11 protein-coding genes are annotated in these 13115 nt (G+C 70.9%); 7 read left to right on the forward strand and 4 right to left on the reverse strand.

What is annotated here, in order from left to right; genetic code table 11:
* Positions 1 to 9: 9 nt before the first annotated feature.
* The 4 genes from coaA to SACTE_RS19945 form a co-directional block, all read right to left on the reverse strand.
* Entirely contained in the window at positions 10 to 1002 is a 993-nt protein-coding gene (gene coaA, locus SACTE_RS19930; RefSeq protein WP_014047808.1) for a type I pantothenate kinase, read from the reverse strand.
* 176 nt (positions 1003 to 1178) lie between these two features.
* Complete coding sequence (locus tag SACTE_RS19935) at positions 1179 to 1610, reverse strand: peptidase inhibitor family I36 protein (protein WP_014047810.1); 432 nt, start codon at positions 1608 to 1610, stop codon at positions 1179 to 1181.
* Between the two features lie 138 nt (positions 1611 to 1748).
* A complete protein-coding gene (locus SACTE_RS19940) occupies positions 1749 to 2636 on the reverse strand; it encodes a hypothetical protein (RefSeq protein ID WP_019993539.1) in 888 nt (295 codons plus the stop codon).
* A gap of 305 nt (positions 2637 to 2941) precedes the next feature.
* Positions 2942 to 3166: a helix-turn-helix domain-containing protein gene (locus tag SACTE_RS19945; protein WP_014047812.1), complete on the reverse strand. Its 225-nt coding sequence runs from the start codon at positions 3164 to 3166 to the stop codon at positions 2942 to 2944.
* A gap of 264 nt (positions 3167 to 3430) precedes the next feature.
* On the opposite strand from SACTE_RS19945, the gene SACTE_RS19950 reads away from it, so the two are divergent.
* The 7 genes from SACTE_RS19950 to SACTE_RS19980 all read left to right on the forward strand — a co-directional run bounded on the left by SACTE_RS19950 (position 3431) and on the right by SACTE_RS19980 (position 13059).
* Positions 3431 to 3880, forward strand: coding sequence for a hypothetical protein (locus tag SACTE_RS19950; protein ID WP_014047813.1), 450 nt, complete (start codon positions 3431 to 3433; stop codon positions 3878 to 3880).
* Between the two features lie 5 nt (positions 3881 to 3885).
* Positions 3886 to 4812, forward strand: a complete 927-nt coding sequence (locus SACTE_RS19955) for a hypothetical protein (protein ID WP_019993541.1) — start codon at positions 3886 to 3888, stop codon at positions 4810 to 4812.
* An 89-nt stretch (positions 4813 to 4901) separates the two neighbouring features.
* Positions 4902 to 8774, forward strand: a complete 3873-nt coding sequence (locus SACTE_RS19960; protein WP_141708062.1) for an SGNH/GDSL hydrolase family protein — start codon at positions 4902 to 4904, stop codon at positions 8772 to 8774.
* A gap of 184 nt (positions 8775 to 8958) precedes the next feature.
* Positions 8959 to 10806, forward strand: a complete 1848-nt coding sequence (gene glmS, locus SACTE_RS19965) for a glutamine--fructose-6-phosphate transaminase (isomerizing) (protein ID WP_014047816.1) — start codon at positions 8959 to 8961, stop codon at positions 10804 to 10806.
* A 12-nt stretch (positions 10807 to 10818) separates the two neighbouring features.
* Positions 10819 to 11187 carry a holo-ACP synthase gene (locus SACTE_RS19970; protein ID WP_014047817.1) on the forward strand — a complete coding sequence of 123 codons (369 nt, stop codon included), beginning with the start codon at positions 10819 to 10821 and terminating at the stop codon, positions 11185 to 11187.
* 4 nt (positions 11188 to 11191) lie between these two features.
* Positions 11192 to 12637, forward strand: coding sequence for a bifunctional ADP-dependent NAD(P)H-hydrate dehydratase/NAD(P)H-hydrate epimerase (locus tag SACTE_RS19975; RefSeq protein ID WP_014047818.1), 1446 nt, complete (start codon positions 11192 to 11194; stop codon positions 12635 to 12637).
* A gap of 44 nt (positions 12638 to 12681) precedes the next feature.
* Positions 12682 to 13059, forward strand: coding sequence for a DUF488 family protein (locus SACTE_RS19980; RefSeq protein WP_014047819.1), 378 nt, complete (start codon positions 12682 to 12684; stop codon positions 13057 to 13059).
* Positions 13060 to 13115 lie beyond the last annotated feature (56 nt).

The following is a 13115-nucleotide window of genomic DNA, read 5'->3' on the forward strand; positions in this document are numbered from 1 at the left end:
TCCCCGGGTTCAGAGTTTGCGCAACGACAGGCGCTGGACCTTGTGGTCGGGCCCCTTGCGCAACACCAGCGTGGCACGGCTCCGGGTCGGTGCCACGTTCTCCAGGAGATTCGGCTTGTTGATCGTCCGCCACATGGTGCGCGCGTAGTCCAGCGCCTCCTCCTCGGAGACCTGGGTGTACTTGCGGAAGTACGAGAACGGGTTCTGGAAGGCCGTCTCGCGCAGCCGGCGGAAGCGGTGGAGGTACCAGGCCTCGATGTCCTCGGGGCGGGCGTCGACGTACACGCTGAAGTCGAAGTAGTCCGCGAGGCCGACCCTGGTGCGGCCGTCCTTGCCGGGCAGCGCGGGCTGCAGCACGTTCAGGCCCTCGACGATGAGGATGTCGGGGCGGCGCACGGTGAGCCGCTCGTCCGGGACGATGTCGTAGATCAGGTGCGAGTAGACGGGGGCCGTCACCTCGTCCTTGCCCGCCTTGATGTCGGCGACGAACCGGGTCAGCGCCCGCCGGTCGTAGGACTCCGGGAACCCTTTGCGGGACATCAGGCCGCGCGCCTCGAGCTCCTTCATCGGCAGCAGGAAGCCGTCGGTGGTCACCAGCTCCACCCGGGGGTGCTCCGGCCAGCGGGCCAGCAGCGCCTGGAGGATGCGGGCGGTGGTGGACTTGCCCACGGCGACACTTCCGGCGACCCCTATGACGAACGGGGTGCCCCGCTGCTCACCGTGGCCGTTGCCCGCGTCCCCGAGGAACGTGTTGAGCGCGCCGCGCAGGCCCGAGGTGGCCTGGACGTAGAGGTTGAGCAGCCTGGACAGCGGCAGGTAGACGTCCCGCACCTCGTCGAGGTCGATGACGTCGCCGAGGCCGCGCAGCTTCTCCACCTCCTCGGCGGTCAGCGGAAGGGGCGTCTTGTCGCGCAGCGCGCTCCACTCCGCGCGGGTCAGGTCGACGTAGGGCGTCGGCGCGTGGTCGGTGCGCCGGGGGCTCCGTGCGGGTGAAGTGATCACCTCTTCATTGTTGCGGGAGTTCTGACGGAGCGGGGGGTGGGGTCGGTCACGTGGGACCTCGCACGGCCCGCCCGCCCGCCCCGCACGGCTCACGGCCCGCCGTTCCGCCGGTTCTCCGGCGGAACGGGCGACGGCCCGCCGGAGAACCGGCGGGCCGTCGTGGCCGGCCGGGTGTGTCAGCCGCAGAAGGACGCGAAGTACACGGAGGCGTTGTTGTTGTAGGTGTTCACGAGCTGCCCGCCGTTGCGGTAGCCGAACCAGTCGGAGGCTCCGGCGTAGTTGGAGTTGTAGAACACCGTGGCGTTGCAGTGGTTGTTGTTCTGGGCCGACGCGGCGTTGTTCTTGACGGACTGGCCCTTGCCCGCGCCGGAGCTCGTGAAGGTGTAATTGGCGAGGTTGGGTACGTTGACGCCGCTCAGCTCGTTGTGCGAGCCGGCCAGGCCCGAGTTGTAGAAGAAGCAGAACTTGCCCGTCGGACAGTCGGAGGCGGCCATCGGCGTGACCTCGGCGACGGTGGACGACTCCGTGGCCTGGGCGGTGGACGCCATGAAGGGCGTCACCAGTGCGGCTCCCAGGGCGACGGCGGCGAGCGTCATCTTGCGCTTCATGAGATTCCCTCTCGGATTCTTGATTCGACGTCCGGCACGTTTGCCGGACGCAGGGCAGCGGAAAGTATTCGGACGCGCTTTTCACACGGCCGCGAAAACTCTGCTGCACGATTTATCGGCTTGATGTGTCCGATCCGCTCACCGGGAATTACCGAGAGCCTCGGCAGCCCTGGAGAGCTGCTCCTTCTTGCTCTTCAACGCGTCGTCGAACGTCGACCGGTTCCGCGCGATCAGCTTTTCCTGCTGGGCGGTCTCCACGGCGAACCAGGTCCCGACCAGGTTCGTCCGCTTCTTGCAGGCGACATCGGCGACCGCCACCTCCGGCTCGTCCGGTGCGGGCTCGGCGCCCTGGAACCGGGGGTCACTCATCGCGGCGAACGGATCGGCGTACGCGTGGCCCCGCTTCTCCATGCACCGGGACCACGCCCCGAACACCTCGACCACGCGCGCGTCGGCCATGGAGGACTTGAAGGTCTCGGCGTTGGCCTTCCGGACCGGATCGGTCGGGCCCAGTCGGCCGCCACCCGCCAGGTTCTTCGTCGATTCCCCCACGCAGCCTCCGGCCGGTACCGGCCGTCCGTCCGGCAGGGACGCGCCGTCGTCGGCGGACGCGCCCTCGGAGGAGCCCAGGAGGGCGCTGTTCTCGGCGTCGGTCAACGGCTCCCGGGTGGGCGCCGTACGGGTGCGGGGGTCGCGGTCGCCCAGGTGGTACCCGTCGGAGGCGGCCTCGGCCTCGTCCGTCACCCCGTAACGACGGTCCATCAGGCTTCGGGGGCCGAGCGGAGGCCCGACGGGTCCCGGGTCGTAGTCCAGGCCGAGCCGCCGCATGCAGACCGTGTCGAGCGCGGCCCTCGCCTCCTCCATCCGCTGTTGCTCGGAGGGCGAGAAGAGATAGGTGTCCAGCGGAAGCCGCAGGTCGGTGCTCTTCAGGAGAACCGGGGCCTTGATCCCGGGGCCGGCGTCCGGGGCCGGCTCCCGCGACGCACAGCCGACCAGGAGGGAGGCGGCCAAGAGGCTCGTGAACACCGGGCCCCACCGCTGGACGGCGACACGTGTCCTCTCATTCAAGGTCATCCCCCAATAACGCTTGATCACATGAAAAGCAGCTACGGGGAGCGCATTCGAAGAGAGTGCCGGTGCCGGGAAGGGGGAGTGTGTTTCCGCCGCTTCCCGGGTTTTCGTATGTCGAGCCCCGTTTCACCATCCAAGCACGAAACCCCCACGTGATCAACAACGTTTCCGGAGGCCGTGGGCACCGTAATTGCATTCCAGGTGCAGGAGGGTGGAAAGGGGGTAATTCGGCCGGTGGTGCGCAATCTGCCGAGCGGTGGCTACGCGGCTCGGTCCGAGCGCTTCAGCAGGCCGAATTCCTGGGCGCGGGCGCCGAGGGCGACCCGGCCGACGACCTGCCACCGCTCCATCAGGCCGCGCACCCGGCGCTGCACCGTTCGGTGGCCGACCCCCAAGCGGCGTGCGATCGCGGCGTCGTCGAGGCCCTCGTGCAGCAGATCGAGGATGCACCGCTCCAGCTCGTCGGCTTCCACGGATGTGCTCATGTCACCCTTCGGTGTGATTGATGTCGATCAGCCGCGCCTGTGGGGCTGATGGCGGTCAGCGGTAGTGATCACTCTAAGAACGACCGTGCGCACACAACAGGTGCACAAGCTTCACAGAAGGCGACCAATGGGGCAGCCGCGCTGGCGTAATTGCGCCAGTCCCGCCGTTCTGGATGCTAGCCCCCGGGTCTCCCGGAGAGCGTGGCCAGGTTCCTTTCTCCCGAACCGGGAGGAGGGCCGAATCAGCCAAGTTGGGGAGACCAAGTGAAGAAGATCCAGCGCGCACTGGCCGTGGCAGCGGCGGCGGCCGGACTCACGGTGTCGGTTTTCAGCTCTTCCGCGCAGGCCGTGGAGTACCGCTACGGCGAGTGTGTGCGGACGGCTGCCGGGTGGTGCCAGACGGCCAACCACCTGACCCTCTACTACAACTCGAAGGCCTACGGCTACGGCGCGGCCTCGGGGTTCATGGGTGACATCTACAACTACGACAACGGCTCGGTCGTCTACGTCTTCGGCGGCACCACCAACGGGGCCGGGCAGGGGCAGGCCGTCAAGAACAACGCCGGGCACGCCTGCGTCGACAGCACGTGGGCGAAGTACCGGGTCTACTACAACAGCGGTTACGCGGGCGTGTCCCAGGACTTCGGACCCAACAACTGCAAGGACCTGAACAGCAGCCTGCACAACCAGAACGCCTCGCAGCGGGGCCTGTGATCCCTGTGCGCGACACCGCACGCAGGGCGGTTTCGGCCTGGACCCTGGCGGGTGCCCTCCTCCTGGGCGGAACAGCCTGTTCCGCGCAGGAGGAGGGCGCGTCGTCGGCCGCGATCGGCTCCGCCGAGAACGGCGAGGTGAAGGGGCCGCCCGTGGTGCCCGTCAGCGGCCTGACCAAGGGGCTGGCGCTTCCCCTGGAGGCGTACATGCTCAATTACGCGGACGGGCTGCAGATCGAGAGGTCGAAGCAGCGGCTCGCGGCCGCGTGCATGAAGCGCCTCGGCTTCCGGTACCGGGTACCCGAGCTGGGGCTCATGCCGCCCCCGAGTTCCAACGACGCCAACATGCCACGCCGCTACGGAATCACCGACCTCGAGGAGTCCGAGACCCTCGGCTACCAGGTCCCGTCCGTCGACATCAGCAAGGTGAACGCGGACGTGAACCCGACCGAGGCGGAGTGGCAGGCCCTCATGGGGCGTACCGCGCCCGGACCCGAGGGCATGGCGGCTCCCACCGGCAGCGGGATCCCGGAGAACGGCTGCCTGGGCGAGGCGAGCCGGAAGCTGGGCGCGGAGTTCGGCGACACCAAGACCGGCGAGCTGAACCGGAAGAGCTACGAGAACTCGCTCGGCGACCCCGCGGTCCAGGACGTCATCAAGCGCTGGTCCGCCTGCATGCGGAGCAGCGGCTACCGGTTCACGGACCCGCAGAACGCCCCCTTCGCGCACTTCGGGGAATCCAGCACGCCGTCCGCCGAGGAGATCCGGACCGCCGTCACCGACGTGACGTGCAAGGAGAAGACCGATCTCGTGGGCGTCTGGTTCTCCGTCGAGACGCGGATGCAACGGGAGTTCATCGAGGAGAACCAGCTGGTCCTGGACGCGGAGAAGAAGCAGGTGGCCGACGCCATCAGGAACGCGTCCCGGATGTGAGGAGCCCGCGGGGAGGAGGACGCGTGCGGCCGTCCCCGTTTCGCCCCGGAGGCTCCGTCAGGCACGGCACACCCACCACGGAAGGTGCAATGAGAACCTCAGGACGAAGAAAGAGATGGGCCACGATCGCGGCCACGGTGATGACCGCGTCGCTGCTGCCGGCCTACGCGTGGGCGGCCGCGAACGAGCGGGACGGCGGCGCGGCGACGGCCGCCGACGCCAGGCCCGCGGCCGAGCGGACCGAAGCGGCCGACGACCCCTCGAAGGTGACCGAGCCGGACGGCAAACTGCCCAAGGGCTGGCGGAGCTCCGACGACCGGGCCGTCACCGTCGTCGGCGACCCGCAGGGGCTGCACGTCCTGGTCGCCGACAGCTCCGAGGCCTACCGGTGGCGGGAGGCCGCGACGCTGCGCGAGGACGGCTTCGACACCGACGCCTGGATCGGCAACGTGTGCGTCACCGGTTCGGGCAAGCGCGCCGTCGTCGCCTACGCGCCGAGGGAGTTCACCAACGAACCGGCGCTCTTCGACCGCGGGGCGTTCGCGGCCGTGGTGGACCTCGACTCCCGTACGGTGACCAAGCTGCGCGAGCAGGTCTCGCTGGCCTACTTCAACCCCGGCTGCGGTACCGGCGAGACGGTGGTCCTGACCCAGTCGGGCGACGAGAAGGTGGCCGAGACCCGGCTCCTGACCGTGGACACCGCCGACGCGACGGTGGACCGGACCCTCACCGTGCCGGGCGAGGTGACCTCGGCCGTGCCCGTCGGGGACGGGATCGTGGCCGCCCGCGGCAGCAGCCTCACCCGGGTGAGCGCCGACGGCGGCACCGAGCGGATCGGCCGGACGACGGGACCCGCCTTCCACCTGCACCCGGACGCCGAGGGAGGCGTCGGCTTCCTCCAGCGCGAGGGGGAGAAGGTGACCGTACGCCGTGCCGTGGGCGGCAAGCTCAGCACCCTCGCCCACGGCGACCTCGGCTCGGTCGGCCTCTCCGCCGGCACCGGGGGCCGGCTGTTCCTCACCGGGAAGCCGAAGGACGTCGCCGCGCTGCCGGGCAGCATCGCCCGTCTCGACGTCACGGCCGGCACGGCCGTCTCCTCCCACGGCCGCCTGGCCGTGGACAAGGCGGTCTCGACCGGGCTGCGCACCCACGGGTCGGATCCGCTCACCGCTCTGGTCGCCGAGGGCGATCTGCCGTACCGGATCGACGCGCGCGTGCCACAGACGGACGAGAAGCTGGAGTTCACCGTCCCCGGCGAGACCGCGCCCGTCGAGGAGACCGCGTCCCCCGCGCTGAGGAGCGCGGTCCGGGCGGGAGACGGCGGGGCGGGCAGAGCGGCCGCCCGCGCCGGCACGGCGGCGGTGGACTCGTCGAAGACGACGTACGACCCCGAGGCCTCGTGTGCCGTGCCCCGCAACGACCCGAACCAGCAGGCGTTGCAGCCCACCCCCAACCAGGTCGAGTGGGCCGTCGACATGGCGATCCGCGGCAACCTCACGAGTGGCTACATCACACAGGGCGGCTGGCGGGCGCAGGCGGGCCTCGGCTCGTCGGTGTCGCCGTCGACGATGTTCCCGCTGCCGGATCTCGAAGGGGCTCCGGCCGGTTCCCGCATCCCGGCCCAGGTGCTCCTCGGAGTCCTGGCGCAGGAGTCCAACATGTGGCAGTCCACCCACCACGTCCTGCCCGGCCAGACCGGTAACCCCCTGGTGGGGAACTTCTACGGCACCAACATCTACCCCGGTACGCCCGGTTACGACCCGGACAAGTACTGGACGATCGACTGGGACGAGGCCGACTGCGGCTACGGCATGGGCCAGCAGACGGACGGCATGAGCTCCCAGCCCGGCAAGCCGATGCCGTTCACGGCCGACGAGCAGCGGGCCATCGCCCTCGACTACACGGCCAACGTGGCCGTCGCCGCCCAGACGCTCGCCAAGAAGTGGAACGAGGTGCACAACCCCGCGCATCTCATCGAGATCAACGACGACGACCCACAGAACATCGAGAACTGGTTCGCCGCGGTGTGGAACTACAACCTCGGCTTCAACGTGCCCGGGGTCAGCGGCAACTGGGGTCTCGGCTGGCTCAACAACCCGGCCAACCCCAAGTACCCGGCCGACCGCCACGCCTTCCTCGACAACAACAGCTACGCCGACGCGGCGGAACCGCAGAAGTGGTCCTACCCCGAGAAGGTGATGGGCTGGGCCGCCTTCCCCATCGACACCGGCCGGGCCTACAGCGACGCCGGCGAGGAGAACGACAGCAACACCCACGGCTACCAGGCCGCCTGGTGGAACGACGCCGAGTACCGTACGTCGGCCATCAAGCCGCCGCTGGACGCCTTCTGCAACCCCACCAACGGGTGCGACTCCGACTATCCCCCGGAGTGCACCACCGTGGCCTGCTTCGAGGACCTCTGGTACGGCGGGAACGCCCAGTGGAAGGGGTGCAGGGGCGACTGCGGGTTCGAGACCCTGACCTACAAGACGCTGCGGTCGGAACTGGGCCGGGGCAACAGCGGCAAGCCGGCCTGCACGCTCGACGGCCTCCCCTCGAACGCCCTGGTCATCGACGACGTGGCGCCCGGGGTGCCGGCGATGCGGACCGACTGCTCCAAGTCCTGGACCAGCTCGGGCTCGCTGACCTGGGACTTCGCCGCATCGAACGGGACGTACGAGGGCAAGGAGGACTTCCAGCAGGTGGGAGGCGGCTTCGGCGCCCACTACTGGTTCGCCCACACCCGTGACTCCAGCAAACGCATCAACGAGATGCGGGTGACCGGTACCTGGACCCTGAACAAGAGCCTGAAACAGTGGGCCCGGGTCCTGGTCCACGTGCCGGACACCGGAGCCCACACCCAGCAGGCCCACTACCGGATCGACCTGGGCAACGGCACCACCCGGGACCGCTACATCAACACACGGCACCGCAAGAACACCTGGGTGCCGCTGGGGACCTACCAGTTCTCCGGAACGCCCCGGGTCATGCTGGACAACGAGACCGACGACGGCACCGCCGACCACGACGTCGCCTGGGACGCGGTCGCCTTCCAGCCCCTGTCCGGCAAGCCCAAGGACATGGTGGTCGCGATGGGCGACTCCTACACCTCGGGCGAGGGAGCCGGTGACTACGACGAGGCCAGCAACCTCCACTTCGGCAAGGACACCTGGAACGGCTGCCGGCGCAGCGCGAACGCCTGGTCGCGCAAGGCCGTACTGCCGGGGCAGACGGAATCGGTGGGAACGCTCGCCGACCGGAACGACCCGTCGATGGACTTCCAGTTCACCGCCTGTTCCGGTGCCCGGACCTGGCAGGTGAGCGGGAGCCCCGACGACTGGGGGTACGACGGCAACTTCCACGAGCAGGTGCAGGTCGACTCGGGCGTACTCAGCTCCGACACCACACTGGTCGCGCTGACCATCGGCGGGAACGATCTGCGCTTCGACCAGAAGATCACCGACTGCGCGTTCCTCGGGTGCCCGAGCGAGGCGTCCATGAAGGCGGAGATCGACACCGTGGTGAGTGACACGCGGTCGCTGCTCGCCGACATCCACACCAAGGCGGACAAGGCCACGATCGTGCTGATGGGCTATCCGGCCCTCTTCAGCCTGAACCCGGCCTGCACCGCGGTCCTGGGTGTCGCGGAACGCCAGATCCTGAACGACATGGCGGAGTACTGGGACGGCAAGCTGAGGACGATGGCCCTCTCGATGGCAGGGAGCGGCGTCAAGTACCGCTCCGCGCAGGCCGCCTTCGAGGGGAAGCGGGCCTGTGACAATCCGGAGGGGATCAACGGACTCGTCCTCGGACCCAAGGGGGAGGGCGACTTCGGTCACGGCGACGGCCCGTCGCTGTGCGGCTGGCCGTGGGGCACGTCCTGCCTCAGCCGGGAGAGCTACCACCCCAACAAGCTCGGCACCACGGCCTACGCCCAGGCGTTCCTGACGCAGGGGCCCTGAGGGGGCGCGGCTCCGCCTCCTTCCGTGTGAGCGGCGGGGGAGCGGGAGGCCGCTGACCCCGGTGGAGCGGTGCGGCCCGGCCCGCCGCACCGCTCCACCGCGGCCGGGCGCGCCACGACCACGCGGACCGTGCGGGAAGGCCTGGCTACCGCCACCGGCGGCACTGCGGCCTTAGGGTGCCGATATGTGCGGAATCGTGGGTTATGTCGGTGGGCAGTCGGCGCAGGACGTCGTCGTCGCGGGACTCAGGCGCCTCGAATACCGGGGCTACGACTCGGCGGGCGTCGCCGTCCTCGCGGACGGCTCCCTGGCCGGTGCGAAGAAGGCCGGGAAGCTCGTCAATCTGGAGAAGGAGCTGAAGGAGCGTCCGCTGCCGGCCGGGAACACCGGCCTCGGACACACCCGTTGGGCCACCCACGGCGGGCCGACCGACGCCAACGCGCATCCGCATCTGGACAACGCGGGCCGGGTCGCCGTCGTGCACAACGGGATCATCGAGAACTTCGCCCTCCTGCGCGAGGAACTGACCGGCCGGGGCCACGACCTGTCCTCCGAGACCGACACCGAGGTGGTGGCCCACCTGCTGGCGGAGGCGTACTCCTCGGCCGGGGACCTCGCCGAGGCGATGCGGCAGGTGTGCCGGCGCCTGGAGGGAGCCTTCACCCTCGTCGCGGTGCACGCGGACGAGCCCGGCACGGTCGTCGGCGCCCGGCGCAACTCACCGCTGGTCGTGGGCGTCGGGGACGGCGAGATGTTCCTGGCCTCGGACGTCGCCGCCTTCATCGCCCACACCCGCTCCGCGATCGAACTCGGCCAGGACCAGGTGGTGGAGCTGCACCGGGACGGGGCGAAGGTCACCGGGTTCGACGGAGCCGGCGCCGAGACGCGCGAGTACCACGTCGACTGGGACGCCTCCGCCGCCGAGAAGGGCGGCTACGCCTCCTTCATGCTCAAGGAGATCGCCGACCAGCCCAAGGCCGTCGCCGACACCCTCCTCGGCCGCGTCGGCACCTCGGGCGCGCTCCACCTCGACGAGGTCCGCATCCCGCCGCACGTGCTGAGGGAGGTCGACAAGGTCGTCGTCGTCGCCTGCGGCACCGCCTTCCACGCCGGGATGATCGCCAAGTACGCCATCGAGCACATCACCCGGCTGCCCTGCGAGACGGAGCTGGCCAGCGAGTTCCGCTACCGGGACCCGATCCTGGACGGGCGCACCCTGGTCGTCGCCATCTCCCAGTCCGGCGAGACCATGGACACGCTGATGGCCCTGCGCCACGCCCGCGAGCAGGGGGCCCGGGTGCTGGCCGTCTGCAACACCAACGGCTCGACGATCCCCCGGGAGTCCGACGCCGTCCTCTACACGCACGCCGGCCCCGAGGTCGCGGTCGCCTCCACCAAGGCGTTCCTGACCCAGCTGGTGGCCTGCTACCTGGTCGCGCTCTACCTCGGCCAGGTCCGCGGCACCAAGTGGGGCGACGAGATCCGCGCCGTGGTCCGCCAGCTCTCCGAGATCCCCCGCCAGGTCGAGGAGGTACTGGGGACGATGGAGCCCGTACGGGAGCTCGCCCGGACCCTCGCCGACCGGGACACCGTGCTCTTCGTGGGGCGGCACGTCGGCTACCCGGTGGCCCTGGAGGGCGCGTTGAAGCTCAAGGAACTCGCGTACATGCACGCCGAGGGCTTCGCCGCGGGAGAGCTCAAGCACGGGCCGATCGCGCTCATCGACGAGGGCCTGCCCGTCGTCGTCATCGCGCCGTCCCCACGCGGCCGCTCCGTCCTCCACGACAAGATCGTGTCGAACATCCAGGAGATCAGGGCCCGCGGGGCGCGTACCGTCGTCATCGCCGAGGAGGGCGACGAGACGGTCGTCCCGTACGCCGACCACCTCGTCCGGATCCCGGCTGTGCCTACGCTGCTCCAGCCACTGGTCGCCACCGTGCCGCTGCAGGTCTTCGCGTGCGAACTGGCGACCGCCCGGGGCAACGAGGTGGACCAGCCGCGCAACCTGGCGAAGTCCGTGACAGTCGAGTGAGTGAGTGAGCGCGTGATCATTGGGGTCGGGATCGATGTGGCGGAGATCGAACGCTTCGGCGCGGCGCTGGAGCGTACGCCGCAGCTGGCCGAGCGGCTCTTCCTTCCGGCGGAGCTGCTGCTGCCGGGCGGTGAGCGGCGTGGGACGGCGTCGCTGGCGGCCCGGTTCGCCGCCAAGGAGGCATTGGCCAAGGCGCTCGGGGCACCCGGTGGGTTGTTGTGGACGGACGCCGAGGTGTGCGTCGAGGACAGCGGACGCCCGAGGCTGGAGGTGCGCGGGACGGTGGCTGCCCGGGCCGCCGAACTCGGGGTCCGCGGCTGGCACGTCTCGCTCAGCCACGACGCGGGGGTGGCGTCGGCCGTCGTGATCGCGGAGGGTTGAACACATGCGACATGCGTACGACGTCGAGACCGTACGGGCGGCCGAACAGGCACTGATGGCACGGCTCCCCGAGGGCACGCTGATGCGGCGCGCCGCCGCGGGACTGGCCGTCGCCTGCGGCGACCTGCTGCGGCGCACCGGCCGGGTGTACGGATCCCGGGTGCTCCTTCTCGTCGGCAGCGGCGACAACGGCGGCGACACGCTCTACGCGGGGGCAGCCCTCGCCCGGCGCGGGGCGGGTGTCCGCGCGGTGCTGACCGCGCCCGACAAGGCGCACCCGGGCGGGCTCGCCGCCCTGCGCGCGGCGGGCGGCCAGGTCATCGACGCCCCGGGCGATCTCGGGGCCGTCGACCTCGTCGTCGACGGCATCACCGGGATCGGCGGGCGCGGCGGCCTGCGTCCCGACGCCGAGCGGCTGGTGCGTGAGGCGACCGCCGGGCGGGCGCCCGTGCTCGCCGTGGACCTGCCGAGCGGCGTCGAGGCGGACACCGGTCAGGTGCGCGGCCCGGCCGTCCGGGCGGACGCGACGGTGACCTTCGGCACCTACAAACCGGGCCTCCTGATCGACCCGGCCGCCGAGTACGCGGGCGCCGTACACCTCGTCGACATCGGCCTGGGCCCCGAGCTGCCCGCGCGGCCCGACCTGGAGGCCCTCCAGTACGCGGACGTCGCCGCCCTGCTGCCCGTACCGACCGGCGAGAGCGACAAGTACCGACGGGGTGTGGTCGGGGTGGCGGCCGGCTCCGAGCGGTATCCGGGCGCGGCCGTCCTGGCCGTCGCGGGCGCGCTGCACGGCGGAGCGGGCGCGGTCCGGTACTCCGGTCCGGGCGCGGACGCGGTGATCGCCCGCTTCCCGGAGACCCTGGTGCACCCGGGGCGGCCGTCGGAGGCCGGGAGGGTGCAGTCCTGGGTGGTCGGACCCGGGCTCGGCGACGGCTCCGACGCGGTCGCGGCGGTGACCGACGTGCTGGCCGCCGACGTCCCGGTGCTGGTGGACGCCGACGGGCTGCGGCTGATGGACGGCGACACCGTACGGGCCCGTACCGCGCCGACCGTGCTCACCCCGCACGCCGGGGAGGCGGCCGCCCTGCTCGGGGTCGCGCGCGAGGAGGTCGAGGCGGGACGGCTCGACGCCGTACGGGAACTGGCCGCGCGCTTTCGCGCCACGGTGCTGCTCAAAGGGTCCACGACCCTGATCGCGCAGGACGGCGACGTCCCGGTACGCGTCAACCCGACCGGCACCTCCTGGCTGGCCACCGCGGGCAGCGGCGACGTCCTGTCCGGACTGACCGGCTCGCTGCTGGCGGCGGGCCTGGAGCCGCGCGACGCGGCCTCGGCGGGTGCCTATCTGCACGGACTGGCCGCCCGCCGCGCCTCGGACGGGGCACCGGTGGCGGCCCGGGACGTCGCCGGGGCGATCCCGGCGGCATGGCGGGACGTCTGCGACTGATCCACGCTGGGACCGGGGGAGGACGCACCGGAAGGGTGAGGGCCGTGGACGACGCCGTACGCGTACGCAGGGTGTACGACCCGCCCGAGGAGGTCGACGGGACCCGGGTGCTGGTGGACCGGCTGTGGCCGCGCGGGATCTCCAAGGAGCGCGCCGCCGTCGACGTGTGGGCCAAGGACGTCACCCCGTCGAAGGAGCTGCGGTCCTGGTACCACCAGGATCCCGAGGGCCGCCACGACGGCTTCGTGGACCGCTACCGCACGGAGCTCGGCGACCCGGCGCACACCCGGGCCGTCGACGAGCTGGCCGGCCTGCTCGGCGCGGGCGGACCGGTCACCCTCGTCACGGCCGTGAAGGACGTCGCGGACAGCCATGTCCCGGTGCTGGTGGACCACCTGGAACACCTCGCCCGCCGCCGCTGACGCCTCTCCCGGCCCGGGAGGCCGAGGGCGCGGCCACGGGCCAGTGAGAGACTGGG

The organism is Streptomyces sp. SirexAA-E (genome assembly GCF_000177195.2).
Taxonomy (GTDB): domain Bacteria; phylum Actinomycetota; class Actinomycetes; order Streptomycetales; family Streptomycetaceae; genus Streptomyces; species Streptomyces flavovirens.